A 20,673-nucleotide genomic window follows, 5' to 3' on the forward strand; every position below is an offset into this window, starting at 1 on the left:
ATTGGTGATAAAATAAGTCAACTTTGTGCTTCGGATTCAATCCGCGTTTCAGATGTTCAAAAGGTTTAAAAAAATTATCACATGAAAAAAAATCTTTACAGGTTGTATTCTTTGCAGCGAGGACTTACCTCTCTCTTTTTGTTTCTCGCGTGGCACGTGACCTTTGCCGCTGATATAAAAATATCAGGAAAGGTAACTGATAGTAGCGGGGATTTGCCCGGGGTAACTATCAAAGTAAAAGGTCTGGACATCGGGGCACTGACAGACGCCAGTGGAAATTACACCATCACGGCTCCCGAAAACGGCACACTTGTTTTCTCATTCATCGGCTACACCAGCAAGGAGGTAGCCATCAACGGACAAAGTGTTATTAATGTACAAATGGATGGTAGTGTTACAGAGCTTCAGCAGGTAGTGGTAGTGGGTTACGGTTCACAGAAAAAAGCTGAAGTTACCGGGGCCATCGTCAATGTGAAAGGCGAAGAAATCTCTAAGCAGTCTTCCCCGAATGCCATCAGTGCATTACAGGGAAAAGTGGCCGGGGTAAATATCACCAACACCGGTAAACCCGGCGAATCTCCGCAAATCAGGATCAGGGGTACGGGTACTGTTTATGGGAATCCGAATCCGCTGTATATCGTGGACGGCGTATGGTTTGACGACATCAACTTCCTTAACCCGCAGGATATCGAAAACGTAAGTATCCTGAAAGACGCCTCGGCACAATCCATCTATGGTATCAGGGCAGCCAACGGGGTGGTTTTGGTGACGACCAAGAAAGGCCGTCCTGAAAAATCGCAGGTAAGCTACAATGGCTTTGTGGGCTCCCAGGTGGTGACCAACCAGGTAAAAATGGCCAATGCCAACGAATTTGCTACTTTGGTCAACGAATTGGCGGCGGCAAACGGCAATACCAACCAGTTGCTTGACCCATCCAAGTTTTCAGAAGGTACCGACTGGGCACGCCAGGTATTACGCAGTGCCCTGATCCATAACCACCAGCTGACCCTGAGCGGCGGAACGGAGAAATCAACCTATGCATTCTCACTGGGTTACCTGGATCAGAACGGTATCGTTGAGAACAACAATTACAAAAGATATACCGCCCGTATCCAGAATGACTATCAGATCTTCAAAAATCTGAAAGTAGGCTTCTCCCTGATCGGTTCTGCAGCCAGAACCAATGATATTCCGGGTGGTATTTTCACCCAGATTTACGGAGCCTCACCTGTGGTACCGGTTTATTACGGAGACGGTTCTTATGGTGATCCGAGTGATTACAACCTGGGTGACGGAGCCAACTATAACCCGCAGGTGACCCTGGATTATTATAACAAGGACATCAAACGTAACAGGATTAACGGAAGCGTTTACGGTGAATATAAATTTGCCAAAAACTTCACTTTCCGTACCAGTTTTGGTGGAGACTACGGTCAGAACGAGCAACAGGAGTACAATCCTGTGTATGCCGCAACCCTGAAACAAAGGAATACACTCAGCAAACTGAGCCTGGAAAGAGTAGAAAACCGCAACTGGATTGTGGAAAACACCCTGACCTACGACAAAACCATCAACAACGATCATAATATCAAGGTTTTGGTAGGACAAGGTGCCCAGAGATACAAATATTACAAACTGACAGGTTCTGCCCAGAATGTGCCTAACTCAACAGACGGCGACCTGTACATTAAATTAGGAGATGTTACCAGTGCCAACATCAGCGATGAAGGTGACTTGTCGACGGTAGCATCTTATTTCGGCCGTGTTAACTATGATTACAAAAGCAAATATTTGCTGACAGCCTCATTACGTGCCGACGGTTCGTCGAAATTCTTTACGGGCAACAATGCCTGGGGGTATTTCCCTTCAGTAGGTCTGGGCTGGGTGATCAGTGAAGAATCATTCCTGAAAGACGCCAACATCTTCGACCTCTTGAAACTTCGTGCCAGCTGGGGTAAAATCGGTAATGCTTCCGTGCCCAACAACATTTCTGTGTTGAGAGTGGATCAGAAAGCAGGTTTTACAGCCATATTCGGCGGTGTAGCCAATACCGGAGCCAGCATTAACTCGGTGGTACCTCCGGCAACCGTCTGGGAGCGTGGTGTAGGAGCCAACGTAGGTCTTGAAGCCGCTCTTTTAGGCAACCACCTGACAGTCGAAGCTGATTATTACATCAAAAGAACAGAACAGGCCATTTTTGATATCCCTATCCTTTCTTCAGTAGGTACAAGCTCGGGAAGTATCCTGGGTAACCAGGCTGATTTTGAAAACAAAGGATTCGAATTCGCAGCTACCTGGAGAGATAACTTAAATGATGGTTTCTCTTACTCCATCAGCGGGAACATCGGCATCAACAACAACAAAGTGCTTTCTGTAATTACCGGAAACAACCCGATCTACGGTGGTGGTGGCGGTTCTACAGGCGGTGCACTGGCTACACGTACCATGGTGGGACATCCGATCGGAGAGTTCTATGGTTATGAGGTAACAGGTGTTTTCCAGACGGCCGATGAAGTGGCTGCGTCGGTCCAGAAGACCGCCAAGCCGGGTGATTTCAAATACAGAGATACCAACGGTGACGGTGTCATCAGCGGATTGGACAGGGTGGCCTTAGGCAATCCAAATCCGAAATACACTTACGGTATCAACACCAGCTTCAATTACAAAAGTTTTGACCTGGCTCTTGACTTCCAGGGAGTGGCGGGTGTCGACATTTTTAACGGTAACATAGGAAAACGTTACGGTAACGAGAACTTCACCAAAGCTTTCTATGACAACCGCTGGCACGGAGCGGGTACTTCAAATACCTATCCTTCAGCCAATATCGGTGGCAGCCAGAACTACCTGCCTAACTCATTCTTTGTAGAAAGCGGCAGTTATTTCAGAATCAGAAATGTACAGCTGGGCTATACTGTTCCGGGCGACGTAATGAGCAAATGGAAAATGCAGAAACTCAGGGTATTTGCCAATGCTCAAAACCCTCTGACATTGTTTAAATACAGCGGGTTCTCTCCTGAAATTCCGGCAAGTTCACCGATCAACTCGGGAATTGACAACAGTATTTACCCGCTTTCGGCCACGTATAATGTTGGTCTTAACGTGACTTTCTGATAAAATTAAAATTAAACAAGAGACAATTACTTGAAATATAAGACAATGAAAACATTAGCAAAAAAAGTAGGTAGCTTCGCTGCACTTTTAATCTTGGCAGGTTGTCAGAACAGCTTTCTGGATGTCCCGCCACAAGGACAACAACCCAGCCAGCAGTTTTGGATCAGTGCAGATGATGCCGGTAAGGCCGTCAATGCGATGTATGCCAACCTGAGAGAGTGGAACAACGCGGCGTTTGCTCCTATCGCCCTTGAAAGCATGGCTTCTGATGATGCAGAGAAAGGCAGCAGCCCCAGCGATGCTACTTTCTTCAATACTTACGACAATTTCACGGTGACTTCAACAGACGGGCAACTGGGAGGTTTCTGGTCGGGTCAGTACCAGACCATTAACCTGGCCAACCAGGTGCTGGCCAACATTCCGGCGATTACGATGGATGAGGCACTTAAAAGCCGCTACCTGGCTGAGGCCAAGTTCATCAGGGCCTATGCCTACTTCAGACTGGTAAGGGCTTTCGGAGACGTGCCTTTGCGTCTAAGCCTGGCTAAAGATGCTTCGGAATACAACATTGCCAGATCACCTAAGGCAGAAGTCTGGGCCGCTATCGAAAAAGATTTATCGGAAGCCGCCGGTGTTTTGCCTCAGAATTACGGTTCAGGAGACCTGGGTCGTGTGACCAAAGGAGCGGCCCTTTCGCTTCATGCCAAAGTAGCCATGTATCAGAAAAAATGGGCAGACGTAAAATCGCTTACTGACCAGGTGATGGGTATGGGCTACAAGCTTTTCCCTGACTACGAGCAAGGCTTCAGAGTAAAAAATGAGAATAATTCTGAATCGATATTTGAAATACAGTGTCAGAGAATCCTGGGTAATGCCGCAGCCTCCAACTCGCAATACTCCCAGGTTCAGGGTGTTCGCGGATCAGTTGGCGGAGGTTGGGGATTCAATATCCCTACGGCCAGCCTTGTGGCAGAATTTGAAACGGATGATCCGCGTAAAGACGCTACGATCATTTTCAGAGGTGAAACCACTCCTGACGGTGACATCATTCCTGCCGCCGGCGACAACCCGATGTACAACCAGAAATCTTATGTGCCTTTCACTACCTACATTTCAGGGTACAATGAAGGGGCCGATCAGAATATCAGGGTGATACGCTATGCTGAAGTCCTGCTGATGAATGCTGAAGCCAACATGGAGCTTAACAATGCTGCCGCCGCTCTTACTTCACTTAACGCCGTCAGAGCCAGGGCAAGGGGTGCTAAAATAAACATCTTACCTAACGTGACCACTACCGACCAGGCCACCCTACGCAAAGCCATCTACCACGAAAGAAGAGTGGAGCTGGCCATGGAATTTGACCGTTATTTTGATGTGATAAGACAAGGCAGAGGAGCTGAGGTATTTGGTTCCAAAGGATTTAAGGCCGGTAAAAATGAAGTATGGCCGATTCCTCAGAACGAAATCGACCTGAGCGGAGGAGTTCTGACTCAGAATCAGGGTTACTAAAAGCCAGCCGGAAAGGCATTATTTTAAATTGATAAGAAAAATGAAAAATACTAAATATCTATTCGTGGCAGGTATCCTGTCGGGCTCGGTTCTTGTTTCTTCATGTTATGAAAAATTTGATCCCGAAAGTTACGCTCCCAATCTTTCTATCGGAGGTTTTACCAGCACAGCTGAGATATCTCCTTCCAACCTCGTAGGTTACTGGTCATTTGACAACAACCTGACCGAAAGCATCTCCAAAGCTGAAGGCGAAAACACGGGGACGGCTTTTACCGGAGGTATCAAAGGACAGGCTATGCAGGGCGGCATCAACAAGTATGTCACCAGCAACGCCAGCGATGCCATCAAAAACCTGAAAAGTTTTACGGTTACGAGTTGGGTAAACAGCCCGATGAATGCCAATGGTATCGTGGGAGTACTTGATCTTTCGAACACCAAAGCATTCTGGGGTAACCTGACTGTTTTCTTTGAAAACGGGGCTACAGCCACTGATGCTATTCTTAAGATTCACGTCAATAACGACGGCAAAGACGCCTGGCTGGGTAATTATACCGTCAAAAACATCTGGAATACCTGGGCCAACATCGCAGTAAGTTACGATGCCCCGACTTCTACTTTCAAAGTCTTTGTCAACGGATCTAAAATTGCTACCCAAACCATCGATAAATTTGGTGAACTGAAGTTTACAGATGTGGGCAAAATCGCTTTTGGTACCGTACAATTCCAGACCACACCCAGCCTGAACGGCGGTGAAAAACAAAGCTGGGCCAGTTATCTGACCGGGCAGCTTGATGAGGTAAGGATTTATAACAAAGCCCTGAGTGAAAGTGATATCAATTCATTGGTAAAACTGGAAGGAAGAGGAAAATAATTTCGATCAAAAACCGGGAGAGGCCCGCAAAGCCTTTCCCGGTTAAATAAAAAACTTATGTTTAAAAAACTGATTCTGGCGGGTCTTTTCTGTTTTATTCTTATACCGGATTTTGCTCAGAAGACCCAGACTAAAAAAACTTACACCCCACACAAGCAAACCAGCAAAACTTCTGCTTCTACAGGCATTTCTGATGAAGAATTACTGGATATCGTAGAAAAACAAACCTTTCAATATTTCTGGAAAGGAGCCGAACCTGTCAGCGGAATGGCCCGTGAACGCCTTCATACAGACGGCAATTACCCTCAGAATGACGCCAATGTGGTCACCGTCGGTGGCGGAGGATTCGGTGTCATGGCCATCATTGCCGGTATCCACAGGGGTTATATCACCCGGCAGGAAGGGGTAAAAGGACTTACCAAAATTGTAGGTTTTCTTGAAAAAGCTGATCGTTTTCACGGTGCCTGGCCACACTGGCTGTACGGAGAAACGGGTAAAGTAAAACCTTTCGGTACAAAAGACAACGGCGGCGACCTGGTGGAATCTTCCTTCATGATACAAGGCTTGCTTTGTGTCAGAGAATATTTCAAAGACGGCTCTGCGGAAGAAAAAGCCCTGGCCGGGCGTGTAGACAAACTCTGGAAAGAAGTCGAGTTCAGCTGGTATCGCAACGGTACCAATTCCTTGTACTGGCACTGGAGCCCTGAGTATGCGTGGCAAATGAATTTTCCGGTACATGGCTACAACGAATGCCTCATCATGTATGTACTGGCAGCCTCTTCTCCAACTTACGGTATTCCTGCTCAAGTGTATGAAGAAGGATGGAATGAAAACGGTAAAATAAAAGCCCCTCATAAAGTTTCGGGCATTGAGTTGCAAGCCAGCCACCAGGGAAATGCCTTTAACGGTGGTCCTTTGTTCTGGGCTCATTATTCATACCTGGGCCTTGATCCGCGTGGGCTGAAAGACAAATACATTGATTACTGGAAAGAAAATGTTAACCAGTCAAGAATCAATTACAACTGGTGTGTGCAGAATCCGTTGAAATACAAGGGATACGGCCCGAACAGCTGGGGACTTACCTCAAGCTATTCCGTAGCCGGTTACGCCGGTCATGCTCCTGACCTGAGAAACGACCTGGGGGTTATTTCGCCTACGGCAGCCATATCATCTTTGCCTTATACTCCGCGTGAGTCACTGGCAGCTATGAGATACTGGTACACTCAAAAGAAAGACAAACTGTGGGGAGAATACGGATTCTATGACGCCTTCTCTGAAAGTGCCAACTGGTATCCGCCTCATTACCTGGCCATTGACCAGGGTCCTGCAGCGGTCATGATCGAAAATTACAGAAGCGGATTGTTCTGGAAACTCTTTATGGGTTGCCCTGAAATAAAAGACGGATTAAAGAAACTTGGCTTTCAAAGCCCTTCAACAAACTGATGCTTAAAAAGAAAATAAACCTGCTGAATCTGCTTTTCTTAGGAATGGTCTGGCTTGTTTCGTGTAAAAAAACGGAGCAGGCCGAACCCCTTCCTGAACCTGTAGAAAGCTTTTATTACAAACAGATTTCCGTCAATGGTGAAAATAACCAGCTGACTTACACCAACATCAATCAGAAACCACAGATCAAAGTCAGTTTCTCGGCCCCGCTGCAAGCACAACAAATTTCGAATTTTATCAGCCTGAGTTCACCAAATGAGAACATTCCGCTGACGATCACCCTGGCCAACCACGACAGCAGCCTGGTGATATCTCCTGCAGCTCCGCTGCCTTATCTGAGTAAATACACTTTCAGCATTTTACCCGCTTTAAAATCTGCCAAAGGCACCCCGCTGAATACCACAGTGCTGGTCAGCCTGTTTACAGCCATTGACTCAACAGATAAATTCGCCCGGATTCCTGATGAAGAGTTACTGACACTTGTACAAAAACAAACCTTTGCCTACTTCTGGGATTTTGCCCATCCCGAATCCGGCATGGCCCGTGAAAGAAACACTTCGGGAGACATCGTAACCTCAGGCGGTACCGGTTTCGGCATCATGTCTATTCTCGTGGCCATAGAAAGAGGCTTTATTACCCGTGAACAGGGAAAAGCCAGGATCGAGAAAATCACTGAGTTTTTAAGAAATAAAGCCGACAAATACCACGGGGCTTTCCCCCACTGGCTCAATGGAGGCACCGGAAAGACCATCCCTTTCAGTCAGAAAGACGATGGGGCCGACCTTGTCGAAACCTCCTTTTTGATGGAAGGTTTACTCACGGCAAGGCAATATTTCAACCAACCGGAAGACGCCTCTCTGAAAACCGGCATCACAGCCTTATGGGAAGCGGTAGAATGGGACTGGTTTACCAAAAACAAGGAAAACGTACTTTACTGGCACTGGTCGCCCAATTACGGCTGGGATATGAACCACGCCATCCGCGGCTGGAATGAATGCCTGATCACCTATGTACTGGCCGCCTCCTCTCCTACTCATCCGATATCTTATGAGGTCTACAACCAGGGATTTGCCCGTAACGGCTCCATGAAAAACGGCAACAGTTATTACAATTACAAACTGCCGCTGGGAGGAGCTTACGGAGGACCCTTGTTTTTTGAACATTACTCTTTCCTGGGGCTTGATCCGAGGGGGCTGAGCGATGCTTACGCCGATTTTGGAGAGCAGGTCGTTAATCATTCAAAGATCAATTATCAATACTGCGTCACCAACCCAAAAAGCTATAACGGGTACAGCAAAGACTGCTGGGGTCTGACAGCGAGCGATTCGAACAACGGCTATGCTGCCCATGAACCCAACAATGACCTGGGGGTTATTTCGCCGACTGCCGCCCTCTCTTCCATGCCCTATACCCCTGAAGAATCCATGAGGGCCCTCCGGTTTTTCTATTATAAAATGGGCGATAAATTATGGGGCAGATACGGATTCAAAGATGCCTTTAACCTGACCAGCATCTGGTTTGCGGAATCATTCCTGGCTATTGATCAGGGTCCTGTTATTGTCATGATAGAAAACCACCGCAGTCAATTGCTCTGGAAACATTTCATGGCTGTTCCGGAAGTGAAAACCGGCCTGAAAAACCTGAATTTTAAGTCCGCATACTGAAATTAACTGAAACAAAAGTCTTCAAAGAAACTTTTTCCCGGTAATTAGCATTCATTGTATCTGTAACCCAATGAATCCGACCCGCATGAAAAAAATACTGGCTATTTCAGGAAGCACACGTAAAAATTCTTCCAATTTCAGGCTTCTAAAAAAGATAGCCGCCCTGAGCACAGAGATCTTTGAAGTAACTATTTTTGAGAAACTTGATCAATTGCCTCATTTCAACCCGGACCTTGAGGCTCCTGCAGAGATCATCGAACTCCGAAACCAGATTGAAGCAGCAGACGGCGTTATTATCTGTACTCCTGAGTATGTTTTCAGTTTACCGGGCAGTCTGAAAAACGCTATCGAATGGTGTGTGTCTACTACAGTCTTTTCAAATAAATCCGTTGGGCTGATCACAGCTTCTGCATCCGGCGAAAAAGGGCATGAATCCTTACAGTTGATCATGTCTACCCTGGAAGCAACATTTGATCAGGAAACCACCCTCCTCATCAGGGGCATTAAAGGAAAAATAGATGCGGAAGGAGAAATTACCGACCCGGAAACATTTCAGAAAATCCGGAATTTCATCAAAGCATTTGAAAAGCAGACCGGTCCGTCAACATAAAAATATTTCCGCGGATACATTTTCACAGACTACCTACGTTTACTGAAAAATACAGTTTTACATTTCATCCCATTCTTAACATTTTATGAAAAAGTATTCCCTTATCATTACTTTCCTCTTTATTTCTGTTTTTAAACTGCAGGCTCAGACCGCACAGGATACGCTTGACATCAAACGCGTGGCCCTGGCCTATATCGAGGCCCAGCATAATCCCGACCCCAAACTTATGGAAGGTGCCCTCCACCCGCGAATGGTAAAAAGGTCTGTGTTTAAGAACAAGGCCACCAAAAAGGATTACGTATCTGAATTCTTCACAGAAAATATGGTGATACTCGCAGAAAGCTATAATGTTAAAGGTGATAAATTCCCGAAAAACCCGAGAAAAGAAGTGAAACTGCTGGACATTTCCGCAAAAACCGCCTCAGTTAAACTCATAGCGGACACCTGGATCGATTACATGCACATCGTCAAAGTGAACGGCGAATGGAAAATCATCAACGTACTCTGGCAGTACAACGACGTATCGGAACATCAGTAAAAAATCAGCAAATGATCTGAACACCTTTATCCCCCAGCAGTTTTACCTGGGGGGTATCGCTTTCCGTAATGATCACATCCACAAGATCAAGATCAGCAAAATGAAGGTATTTGTCGTTTCCTACTTTCCCTGAGTCGCAAAGCAGATACGTTCTGGCAGCCTGCCCGGCCATAGCCAGGGTGATCTCTGCCTCTTTTTCACTCAAGGCACTTAAACCGTTTTCAGCAGAAATACCATCTACCCCTAAAAAAGCCTTATCAGCTTTGTATCTCTTGATATGCTCCACCGCCATGCTCCCGTGGGCAGCCAGACGGGCCTGGTCAATTTCCCCGCCGGCCAGGTTCACTGAAACTTCAGAATTGAGCAATTCATAAACCACCGGCAGTGAATTGGTAATGACCTTTATCCTCTTGTTTTTGATGAACTGACATAACCTGAATGTCGTACTGCCACAGTCCATGAAGATCACTTCCCCGTCAAAAATCTCACCGGCCGCCAGGCGGCATATATAGTCTTTCTTCTCTGCATTGACGGCAGATTTGTTGGCAAAAGACACCGGGGAATTGGCCAGGCCCACTTTCATCGCTCCGCCGTGGGTCCTGAAAATCAGCCCGTCAGCGGCCATCAGGGTCAGATCCCGGCGGATGGTTATCTCGGATGTTTCCACCCTCAATGCCAGTTCTTTGACATCCACTTCTCCTGATTCATCAACAATTTTTAATATTTTCTGCTTCCTGCTTTGAAAACTCATGCTTTATTTTCTACTTTTGCTCAAAAATAATCAAAATAAATCAAATATGATCAATTCTTTCATTCCTGAAGTAAAAATAATTGAAGAAAAAGTACTTTCTGACAATTGGTACGTACTAAAAAAAATCACCTTCGATCTCAAAACCAGATCAGGTGAGTGGCAAAGGCAGTCGAGGGAAGCTTACGACAGGGGAAACGGGGCCGTCATATTGCTTTATAATACGGATTTAAAGACCGTGATCCTGACAAGACAATTCAGAATACCTACCTACGTCAACGGAAACGCCACAGGCATGCTTATCGAAGCCTGTGCTGGACTTCTGGACAAAGACAACGCCGAAGATTGTATCAGACGCGAAACCGAGGAAGAAACGGGTTACAAAATCAGGGAGGTAAAAAAAGTGTTTGAAGCTTATATGTCGCCGGGTTCGGTTACAGAAATTCTCTACTTTTTCACCGCAGAATACTCAAAAGACATGAAAGTCAGTGAAGGCGGTGGCCATGAAGACGAACAGGAAAACATTGAAGTACTGGAAATACCCTTCACAAAAGCACTCGAAATGATCAGAACGGGAGAAATAAAAGACGGAAAAACCATCATGCTCCTTCAGCACCTTCAAATCAATAACATACTATGAAATCCCTGATGATACTTATTGCGGGGCCTTACAGGTCAGGCACGAAAGATGACCCTGCCCTGATTGCCCTCAATGTCAAAGCCATGACAGACACCGCCCTCGAGGTCTATCGCATGGGTCATATGCCGGTGCTCGGCGAGTGGTTTGCCCTCCCTATGATTGAAGCGGCGGGTTCCAAAGAAATCGGGGACGCTGTTTTCAACGAAATCTTCCATCCTATAGCAGTCCGGCTGATAAATCACTGTGATGCGGTGATGAGAATCGGCGGCCCCTCGTCAGGGGCGGATGAAATGGTCAGGGAAGGAAAAGCAAAAGGGAAGACCATCTTCTACAACATAAGTGAAATTCATAACATCCCCTGAGCTTTAAACCCTGTATTTCTTAAAAAAAACACCTGAACAAACTATATTTCAAAATATGGTCGCTAAATTGTGGTTGATTTAAGCCCTGTTCTGCTTTAAATCCCGGAACCCATGAAAGCACCGATCCGTATGTATTCAGTTAACCAAACGAGCCCGGCTGGTTATCCGTCAGAAAAACATAAAATAGATTAAGCTTATGTTTTTCGATTCTGTTCCTTTTGCCCTTTTTCTTCCGGTCGTTTTTCTTCTTTACTGGTTTGCAGCCGGTAAAAACCTCCGGAACCAAAACAGGTTGCTGCTGATGGCCAGTTACTTTTTTTACGCCTCCTGGGACTGGCGTTTTACTTTTCTTCTTTTATTTTCTACTCTCCTCGATTATTTCACAGGGATTAAAATATCAGAAGCAACCCGTCAGAATGTAAAGAAAAGATGGTTTTGGACAAGCATTGTCATTAATCTCGGATTCCTGGGGCTATTTAAATACTTTAACTTTTTCTCTGAATCCTTCGCCTCTCTTATCTCTTCTTTCGGGCTCCAGGCCAACGCCTTCAGCCTTAAAGTGATCCTCCCGGTCGGGATATCGTTCTATACTTTCCATGGGCTTTCCTATGTCATTGACATTTATCACAATAAAATAAGACCGGAAAAAGACTTCAGTACCTACGCCCTTTTCGTAAGTTTTTTTCCACTGTTGGTGGCGGGGCCCATTGAAAGGGCCACCCATTTACTGCCGCAAATTCAGAAAAAAAGGGCTTTTGACTATGCTACAGGAATAGACGGGTTAAAACAAATACTCTGGGGGCTATTCAAAAAAATTGTCGTTGCTGATCAATGTGCAGAATACGCCAACCTTATTTTCAATTATTCAGACCAGTATTCAGGAAGTACACTCCTGTTCGGTGCGTTCCTCTTTGCTTTCCAGATTTACGGTGATTTTTCGGGTTATTCCGACATGGCCATCGGCACTGCGAAGCTTTTTGGTATAGAATTGCTGAAAAACTTCTCCCTGCCCTATTTTTCAAGAGACATTGCCGAGTTCTGGCGTCGCTGGCATATTTCGCTTACCTCGTGGTTCAGAGATTACCTCTATATCCCGCTGGGAGGCAGCCGGGGCAGGACCTGGCAAAAAATCCGGAATACCTTCATAGTCTTCTGGATAAGTGGCTTCTGGCATGGGGCCAACTGGACATTTCTTGCCTGGGGAACGTTACACGCTGTTTACTTTCTACCCCTGCTTTTATCAGGGACCAACCGGAATCACCTTGAAATAGCCGGGAAAGACAGAAAAATACCCACTTTAAGAGAGTTTTTGAAAATCTTCTCCACTTTTATGCTGGTGACTTTCGCCTGGATATTTTTCAGGTCAACGGACATTCAGCAGGCATTCGATATATTCGGGGAAATATTTTCCCGCTCATTGTTTTCAAGGCCTTATTTCCCGCTCACCCTTCCCCGCGGGGCCTACTGGTCTGAATTGTCTGTGATTTTTATAGCTGTTTCCGTGCTCATTCTGACAGAATGGGCCGGCAGAAAACAACCTTATCCGTTTGCTCTCGCGGCAAAACAATGGAAATGGTATTACCGCTATGCTTTATATTACCTGATCATTCTTGCGATTATCAATTTCAGCACAAAGAATCAGCAATTTATTTATTTCCAGTTTTAGGCTATGAAGACATTTATACGTTCAGTCCTGCTTTTTCTGATACCATTTATCCTGATGGCAGTGCTATATTTAATCCTGGACCCTTTTAAGGTTATGTATCATTACGAAGCATTCTACCCGACACACTCAAGGCTTCCAAACCCGCTCAACAGGGATTACATCAGCACTACGATTTTTGACAACAGGTATAAAACTGAAAAATACGATTCCTTTATATTCGGCAATTCCCGTTCAGAATTTTTCGAAATTTCAGACTGGAAACAACACATCCCCAGGCAAAGCAGCTGTTACCATTTTGTAGCTGCGGGTGAAACCTTGTTCGGGATGTACAAAAAATTCCAGTACGTTGATAAAAAAGGGGTAATCATGAAAAATGCCATTATTGTCCTGGACAACAGCCTTCTTTCCTATGACAGATCCAAGCCGGGTTCATTATTCATCATTTCGCCTCAACTGGTAGATTACAGCAACTGGCTTGACTTCCAGGCTACTTTCATGAAAGCGGTGTTTTCTCTCAAATTTATAGCGACGTTTATTGAATCAAAATTCTCAGACAGGTATACATTATACAGAACCCACGATTTGATTACCAATGAGTTCTATTTCTTCGAAAACGAAAGACTGATTAAGGAAAATAAATACTATACCCCTGAAAGAATGTCTGTTTTTTATAAAAGAGCTAAAATTCCGGCTTATTCCCCACCAGCCATCAAAGCCAGTCAGACCAGATTTTTAACTGAAATGGCGGCAATTTTAAAAAAGCACAAGACCCAATACAAAATCATCATTAATCCACTGTACAACCAGGTAAAAATCAGCCGTAAAGACCTGGATTTTATAAAAAGAACTTTCGGAGAGGAGAACGTATCCGATTACTCAGGCATCAATAAGTTTACAGAAGACTATCGCAATTATTATGAAGATTCCCACTTCAGGCCGGTGGTAGCCCGGCAGATCATGTCGGAAATTTATAGTACGCCCAGGCAATCCGGCCCGAAATAAAAAAACATCTGCCCCCTGCAGACAGGAGACAGATGTCATGATAAAAAAGAACCTGATCAGATACTCAGAATGTGAACCATTCTCAGCAAGTCATCATGAATAGGCTTTTGTTTTTTGATTGTATCGATAAACGGAGTATACACCAGCTCGTTGTTGACAATACCCGCCATCATATTTTTATATCCTTTCATCAGACCTTCAACCGCACCGAGACCCAGTCTGCTGGCCAGTATCCTGTCATAGGCAGTTGGTCCGCCACCCCTCTGGATGTGACCCAGGGTAGTTACCCTGATATCCAGCTTATCTCCTACCTGATCTTTGATCTTTTCAGCGATCTCGGCTGCATGACCTTCTTCATCACCTTCAGCTACCACTACGATCGAAGAAGATTTAGACCTGCTCCAACCGTCTTTCAGGGTAGAAATCACCTTTTTCAAGGGCGTGTGGGTTTCAGGAACCATGACGATCTCCGCTCCTCCGCCGATACCCGACTGAATAGCGATATATCCTGAGTCTCTTCCCATTACTTCAATAAAGAATACCCGGTCATGAGAGTCAGCCGTATCCCTGATTTTGTCAATCGCCTCTAGTGAGGTATTCACCGCCGTATCAAAACCAATGGTATAATCCGTTCCGTATAAATCATTATCGATGGTACCCGGACAACCGATCGTCGGGATCTGGTACTCATTACAAAATACTTCAGCTCCTGTAAATGTTCCGTTACCTCCGATAGCTACCAAACCTTCGATACCATGCTGCATCAGGTTTTCGTAAGCTTTCTTACGACCTTCCGGGGTCATGAATTCCTTGCTGCGGGCCGACTTCAGAATGGTTCCGCCTCTTTGTACAATATTGCTTACTGACTGAGAATTCATAGGGATAATATCTCCCGAAATCATTCCGTTATATCCTCTTCTTATACCATACACCTCAATGCCATAGTAAATTGCTCCTCTGACCACCGCTCTGATACATGCATTCATACCAGGGGCATCACCCCCTGATGTAAAAATTGCTATTTTTTTCATCCTTTCAATAAAATCATTTTTTGTCAAATTTTTGACTTGGCAAAAGTAAGGAGTTTTATCACTTTTGGCAAACTAAATTTCATTGTTTGCAGCACTTTTTAAAGATCATTTTGCAAATAAGGCTGAAATCAATACATATTTTTTGACAAACCAAAGATTTACCCTCTAAAACGCCCCCTTTCTGAACCCCTTTTTAACAAAAAATTAATCTCTTAATTTATAAAAATCCGAAAGACCCGTTCTGGCACAAATTTTGATTATTAATTCCCCGGATTTACGTTGCTAACACTCTCACATCAAAGAAATTGAACGCTCTAGTAGCAAGTGAAATAAATTACTAAACAGAGTTAAAAATTTACCTTTCAAATACACCCTTTCACGGGTGTATTTTTGTTTTACAGCCCTCTTCAACGCTTTTTTTGCTCATTTTTTTAGCTTTCCCTTTTTGCCCATTTTTATTATCTTTGCAAAGACCTGAAAAAACAGCACTCCGAATGAGCGAAGAGAACAGTAATTACGACCCTACCCAACAAAATGATATTATTGATGACATGTTTGAGAAGTACTTTCTTGAATATGCTTCTTATGTAATTCTTGAAAGAGCCGTACCTGCCTCTGAAGATGGACTGAAACCCGTACAGAGAAGACTTCTTCACGCCCTGAAAGAAATGGATGACGGCAGGTTTAACAAAGTCGCCAATGTCATTGGGGCCACCATGCAGTACCACCCGCACGGGGATGCCTCTATCGGCGATGCAATCGTCACCATAGGGCAGAAGGAACTCCTGCTAGACATCCAGGGAAACTGGGGAGATATCAGGACAGGAGACAGTGCTGCCGCTCCGAGGTATATCGAGACGAGGCTGTCCAAGTTTGCCAATGATGTCCTTTTTAATGAAGACATCACCGAATGGCAGATGTCCTATGACGGCCGTAAAAGAGAGCCGGTTACCTTACCGGCCAAGTTTCCGCTCGTACTGGAAATGGGTGTGGAAGGTATTGCCGTAGGTTTATCCACCAAGATCCTCCCCCATAATTTTATTGAAATCTGTAACGCTTCCATCAAATACCTGAGAAAGGAAGAGTTTATATTATATCCCGATTTTCTTACCGGCGGCTCTATTGATGTAACCAACTATAACGACGGAAACCGCGGAGGAAAAGTAAAAGTCAGGGCGAAAATCAGCGAGGTTGACAAAAAGACCCTGAAAATTTCTGAAATACCTTTCTCCACCACCACCGGGGCCCTGATCGAATCGATTATCAAAGCCAATGACAGCGGGAAGATCAAAGTTAAAAAGGTAGAAGACAATACAGCCAAGGATGTGGAAATCCTTATCCACCTGGCTCCCAACACTTCAACCGACATTACCATTGATGCCCTCTATGCTTTCACGAGCTGCGAATTGTCCGTTTCACCGAATGCCGTTATCATCATTGATAACAAACCGCATTTTATCGGAGTCAGCGACATCCTGAAGACTTCTGCCGACCAGACCGTTCACATGCTCAAAAGAGAGCTGGAAATCAGAAAGTCGGAGCTGATGGAGAAATTGCTCTACAGCTCACTGGAAAAAATCTTTATTGAAAACAGGATTTACCGCGATATAGAAGAATGCGAAACCTTCGAGGCGGTTATTGACACCATTGACAAGGGCCTTGACCCTTACAAAGCAGATTTTTACAGGGAAATCACCCGTGAAGATATCCTGAGACTGACCGAAATCAGGATCAAAAGAATTTCAAAGTTCGATGCTTTTAAAGCGGATGAACTGATGAAAAAACTGGAGGAAGAACTCGTACAGGTAGAAGACAACCTGGCCAATATTATACGCTATACCATTGAGTTTTTCCAGGACCTGTTGAAGAAATACGGTAAAGGAAGAGAAAGACGCACCGAAATCGTCCAGTTCGGCGAAGTGCAGGCCTCTGTGGTTGCTGCCAACAACCAGAAACTTTACGTTGACCGCGAAGGCGGATTTGTGGGATATGGATTAAAGAAGGACGAGTTCGTGATGGAGTGCTCCGACATTGACGATATCATAGTATTCAGGGCCGACGGTAAAGTGACCGTCAGCAAAATCCAGGAAAAAGGTTTCGTAGGTAAAAACATCATCCATTGCTCTGTTTTCCGGAAAAACGACGAAAGAAGAATCTACAACGTCATTTACCTCGACGGCAAAACCGGGAGGACTTTCGCCAAAAGATTTGCGGTAACAGGTGTTACGAGAGACAAGGAATACGACATCACCAAAGGCACCCCGAGGTCTAAAATATTGTACTTTACAGCCAATGAAAACGGAGAAGCTGAAACGGTGACCATTAACCTCACAGCCAGCTCTACAGCCAAGAAAAAACAATTCGACTTTGATTTCTCAGACCTTCTGATCAAAAACAGGTCTGCGATGGGAAACCTGGTCACCAAATATGCTGTCCGTAAAATCTCTTTCAAAACGGCAGGAAAATCTACCCTAGGCGGCGTAAACATCTGGTACACTTCCGTACTGGGCCGCCTGAACAAAGACGAACACGGAGATTACCTCGGCAATTTCGGAGCAGATGACAAGATCCTGGTGATCTATAAAACCGGAGAATATGAGCTTACCAATTTTGAGCTTACCAACCATTACGAACCCCGCCAGGTTCAGATCATTGCCAAGTTTAATGAAAAAGGGGTGATCTCAGCCATCTATTATGATGGAGATCAGCGAAACTACCATATCAAAAGATTCAAGATTGAGACCTCGACCATGGACAAGAAATTCCTGTTCCTGACCGACCACAACAGGACCGAGTTACTCATGGTTTCATATGATGCCCACCCGAGAATCCAGATACATTTCAAAAAAGACCGCAAATCGCCTGTGGATTCGCAGCTCTTTAAAGTAGATGAGATGATCGAAGTAAAAGGCTGGAAGGCCCTGGGCAATAAGCTTACTTTTGAAAAAATTGTGGAAATCAAAGTCCTGCCGTCAGAAAAACCTGAGGAAGCGGAAGAAGAGGATGAAGACGACGATACTGTGATCACAGATGCCGTAGAAGGAGGAGAAGGAGAAGAGGTTGTTGACAACGCAGCCGAATTTATGGAAGAAGTAACAGAAGAGATTGAGGTTGCCGACGATGACGAGCCTGAAGTGACAGAAGAAGAAACTCAGGAAGAGCAACTGTTGATTGACTTAGGTGAAATTGAGACGAAACCTGAGGAACCCCAGGAAGAAAATACTCCGAAACCTAAGGTAAAAAAACCTAAAGGGCCGGATGAAGATGGCCAACTGGGCTTATTTTAAAGCCCCCTGATCAATTCTTTGATGATGAGCGTCATACCAGGCTCAGCTTTATAGGCTGCGGCCAGTATCCTGCTTATTTCTGCTACCTGCAGAGTTTCAGGAATACACATGTCGGTAATGACAGATATACCAAAAACCGGCATACCCATCTGACGGGCCACTATTACTTCCGGAACAGTGCTCATGCCTACCGCGTCGGCTCCCACCATTCTTAACAAACGGTATTCTGCCTTTGTTTCAAGGTTCGGCCCGCTGACACTGACATACACACCTTGGTGCACTCCGCCCAGGTTATTTTCCAAGGCTATTTCCAGGGCTCTTTTTACCATTGTCTGATCATAAGGCTCACTCATATCCGGAAAACGGTCTCCCATGATGTTTTCACCTGTCAGCGGATTGGCAGGCAGGAACAAGGAAATATGGTCATTGATAATCATCAGGTCGCTTTCCCTGAACGCAGGATTCATCCCGCCGGAAGCATTGGAAATAAAAAGCCTTTCTACTCCCAGGCTTTTCATCACCCTGACCGGGAAAGTGACTTCGGTCATGCTGTAACCCTCGTAATAGTGAAACCTGCCCTGCATACACATGACGGGTTTGCCTGAAAGGTAACCGAAAATAAGCTTACCGGAATGAGATTCTATGGTCGATCTGACAAAGTGAGGAATGTCTTCATACGATATTTCATATAAAACCTCGATTTCGCTGACGAGCTTGCCCAGGCCTGTGCCGAGAATGATCCCGAAACGTGGTTTGAAGTCTCCGATGCGTGATTGAAGAAAAGAAACAGCTGATTCTATCTGATGAAGCATAAACAAAGAAAGGATTGAATTTTCCGGTTAAAGATAACCATTAATTCAATCCTTAAAAATAAAAAAAGTCTTATTATAGAGCTAAAGTACCTTTACGAGCTGCCTGAACAAGAGTAGCTTCAAGGCCTTTTTTATTGATCGTTCTGATAGCACTGGTTGCAACCTTAAGCTCAACCCATACACCTTCAGACTCAAGGAAGAATTTCTTGGTCTTGATGTTTGGATAAAATTTACGCTTGGTCTTATTGTTAGCGTGAGAAACATTGTTACCTGTTCTCGTTCTTTTACCTGTTATTTGACAAACCTTTGACATGATTGCTTACTGTTAATATTTTTCAAAATTCGTTTTCACGAAACGATTCACCTATATCGGGCTGCAAATATCCGAAATAAATATTAATTATCAAAACTCTATTTAGTTTTTTGATAACCATACGGGCAATGTAAACAACCATTTTTACAACAATACCCTCTTTTGAGGTGAAAATCCCTCGTAAACACCATCAAACCCTCTTCGTTGAAGTAAAAAAGTTCTTCTTTTATTTCTTCAGGTTCTTTATTTTTTTTCTTCATCTGCTTATTCCACAGGCAATTCTGTCGACCATTTGATCTCTGTCATCACAAACATGGACTGTGCGTTCACAATATTATCGAGCGAAGCCAGCTTGTTGACCAGGAAATTCTGGTACTCTCCCATGTCCTTAATCACCACCTTCAGCAAATAATCAAAATTGCCGGCTATATAATAACACTCAATCACTTCAGACAGTGACATCACCTCTTTCTCAAACTTCTGCAGAAAAGGCTTGGCATGTTCTTTCAATTGAACACTGCAGAACGACACCATGCTTTTGCCCAGCTTGTTTTTGCTTAGCAGGGCGACATATTTGTCTATGTACCCGTCACGCTCCAGCCGCTTGATCCTTTCATAAATAGGCGTCTGAGACAGCTTCAGATCAAAAGAAAGCTCTTTGGTGGTTACCCTCGCATTCTTCTGCAGGGCATCGAGAATTTTCTTGTCCAGTTCGTCCAGGTCTTCCATGTGCAAATAATCTTTAATTATTTTTTTTATCAAGCCTCCCAAGTAAAGCTTTAAGAACACCTAAATTACATGGTCGAGAATCAGATTCTTTCTTACAAAATTTATTATACCATTTTCTGTCAATAATATCCCCCTTTAAATAAGCTTTATATGCAGCATCTATTGTCTCGAAAGGTAATGTTTTGTACCATGGTCTTGACTCTATTTTATATCTTAAATCAAATCCTCTTATCAAATGTGAGAAGCGATAACGACCCAACCCCTCATCTGCAACTAAAGACTTAAGAATTTCTTTTATCATGATTTGTTTATTTAGGGATAAATAATAAAATTACCA

General features: G+C 44.5%; 19 protein-coding genes. 12 read left to right on the forward strand and 7 right to left on the reverse strand.

The features are described 5' to 3' along the window. Positions 1-81 precede the first annotated feature (81 nt). The 7 genes from GVN16_RS25335 to GVN16_RS25365 all read left to right on the forward strand — a co-directional run bounded on the left by GVN16_RS25335 (position 82) and on the right by GVN16_RS25365 (position 9,746). Positions 82-3,111, forward strand: coding sequence for a TonB-dependent receptor (locus GVN16_RS25335; protein WP_166566778.1), 3,030 nt, complete (start codon positions 82-84; stop codon positions 3,109-3,111). Between the two features lie 45 nt (positions 3,112-3,156). After that, positions 3,157-4,620: a RagB/SusD family nutrient uptake outer membrane protein gene (locus tag GVN16_RS25340; protein ID WP_166566779.1), complete on the forward strand. Its 1,464-nt coding sequence runs from the start codon at positions 3,157-3,159 to the stop codon at positions 4,618-4,620. 40 nt (positions 4,621-4,660) lie between these two features. Next, on the forward strand, positions 4,661-5,491 hold the full coding sequence (locus tag GVN16_RS25345) for a LamG domain-containing protein (protein ID WP_166566780.1): 831 nt from the start codon (positions 4,661-4,663) through the stop codon (positions 5,489-5,491). A 57-nt stretch (positions 5,492-5,548) separates the two neighbouring features. Then, complete coding sequence (locus GVN16_RS25350; RefSeq protein WP_166566781.1) at positions 5,549-6,934, forward strand: glucoamylase family protein; 1,386 nt, start codon at positions 5,549-5,551, stop codon at positions 6,932-6,934. Beyond that, positions 6,934-8,598, forward strand: coding sequence for a glucoamylase family protein (locus tag GVN16_RS25355; protein WP_229244365.1), 1,665 nt, complete (start codon positions 6,934-6,936; stop codon positions 8,596-8,598). The genes GVN16_RS25350 and GVN16_RS25355 overlap by 1 nt, the downstream gene beginning before the upstream one ends. An 85-nt stretch (positions 8,599-8,683) precedes the next feature. Beyond that, positions 8,684-9,208: an NADPH-dependent FMN reductase gene (locus GVN16_RS25360; RefSeq protein ID WP_166566782.1), complete on the forward strand. Its 525-nt coding sequence runs from the start codon at positions 8,684-8,686 to the stop codon at positions 9,206-9,208. A gap of 85 nt (positions 9,209-9,293) precedes the next feature. Then, entirely contained in the window at positions 9,294-9,746 is a 453-nt protein-coding gene (locus GVN16_RS25365; protein WP_166566783.1) for a nuclear transport factor 2 family protein, read from the forward strand. 4 nt (positions 9,747-9,750) lie between these two features. Here GVN16_RS25365 and GVN16_RS25370 read toward each other — a convergent pair whose 3' ends face one another. Beyond that, a complete protein-coding gene (locus tag GVN16_RS25370) occupies positions 9,751-10,497 on the reverse strand; it encodes a DeoR/GlpR family DNA-binding transcription regulator (RefSeq protein ID WP_166566784.1) in 747 nt (248 codons plus the stop codon). A gap of 46 nt (positions 10,498-10,543) precedes the next feature. Here GVN16_RS25370 and nudK point away from each other — a divergent pair, with 46 nt between their 5' ends. From nudK to GVN16_RS25390, 4 genes are all read left to right on the forward strand, one after another. Continuing rightward, positions 10,544-11,134 (forward strand): GDP-mannose pyrophosphatase NudK, encoded by a 591-nt coding sequence (nudK, locus tag GVN16_RS25375; protein WP_166566785.1) that lies wholly within the window; start codon positions 10,544-10,546, stop codon positions 11,132-11,134. Continuing rightward, entirely contained in the window at positions 11,131-11,496 is a 366-nt protein-coding gene (locus GVN16_RS25380; protein WP_166566786.1) for a DUF4406 domain-containing protein, read from the forward strand. Before nudK ends, GVN16_RS25380 begins: the two co-directional genes overlap by 4 nt. A 196-nt stretch (positions 11,497-11,692) precedes the next feature. After that, complete coding sequence (locus GVN16_RS25385) at positions 11,693-13,162, forward strand: MBOAT family protein (RefSeq protein ID WP_166566787.1); 1,470 nt, start codon at positions 11,693-11,695, stop codon at positions 13,160-13,162. Between the two features lie 54 nt (positions 13,163-13,216). Continuing rightward, entirely contained in the window at positions 13,217-14,164 is a 948-nt protein-coding gene (locus GVN16_RS25390) for a hypothetical protein (RefSeq protein ID WP_166566788.1), read from the forward strand. A gap of 56 nt (positions 14,165-14,220) precedes the next feature. On the opposite strand, the gene pfkA is transcribed toward GVN16_RS25390, so the two are convergent. After that, positions 14,221-15,195 (reverse strand): 6-phosphofructokinase, encoded by a 975-nt coding sequence (gene pfkA / locus GVN16_RS25395; protein ID WP_166566789.1) that lies wholly within the window; start codon positions 15,193-15,195, stop codon positions 14,221-14,223. Between the two features lie 494 nt (positions 15,196-15,689). Between pfkA and GVN16_RS25400 the strand changes: the two genes are divergently transcribed. Continuing rightward, a complete protein-coding gene (locus tag GVN16_RS25400; RefSeq protein WP_166566790.1) occupies positions 15,690-18,482 on the forward strand; it encodes a DNA gyrase/topoisomerase IV subunit A in 2,793 nt (930 codons plus the stop codon). Here the strand turns inward: GVN16_RS25400 and GVN16_RS25405 are convergent. From GVN16_RS25405 to GVN16_RS25425, 5 genes are all read right to left on the reverse strand, one after another. After that, on the reverse strand, positions 18,479-19,294 hold the full coding sequence (locus GVN16_RS25405) for a purine-nucleoside phosphorylase (RefSeq protein ID WP_166566791.1): 816 nt from the start codon (positions 19,292-19,294) through the stop codon (positions 18,479-18,481). The genes GVN16_RS25400 and GVN16_RS25405 overlap by 4 nt on opposite strands. Before the next feature lie 73 nt (positions 19,295-19,367). Then, a complete protein-coding gene (gene rpmB / locus GVN16_RS25410; protein WP_166566792.1) occupies positions 19,368-19,607 on the reverse strand; it encodes a 50S ribosomal protein L28 in 240 nt (79 codons plus the stop codon). Between the two features lie 98 nt (positions 19,608-19,705). Continuing rightward, complete coding sequence (locus GVN16_RS25415) at positions 19,706-19,867, reverse strand: DUF5522 domain-containing protein (protein WP_166566793.1); 162 nt, start codon at positions 19,865-19,867, stop codon at positions 19,706-19,708. A 4-nt stretch (positions 19,868-19,871) separates the two neighbouring features. Beyond that, positions 19,872-20,336: an Lrp/AsnC family transcriptional regulator gene (locus tag GVN16_RS25420; RefSeq protein WP_166566794.1), complete on the reverse strand. Its 465-nt coding sequence runs from the start codon at positions 20,334-20,336 to the stop codon at positions 19,872-19,874. Between the two features lie 13 nt (positions 20,337-20,349). Further along, complete coding sequence (locus tag GVN16_RS25425) at positions 20,350-20,637, reverse strand: hypothetical protein (protein WP_166566795.1); 288 nt, start codon at positions 20,635-20,637, stop codon at positions 20,350-20,352. Positions 20,638-20,673: the final 36 nt, after the last annotated feature.

It is taken from the genome of Emticicia sp. CRIBPO, assembly GCF_009905725.1.
GTDB lineage: Bacteria > Bacteroidota > Bacteroidia > Cytophagales > Spirosomataceae > Leadbetterella.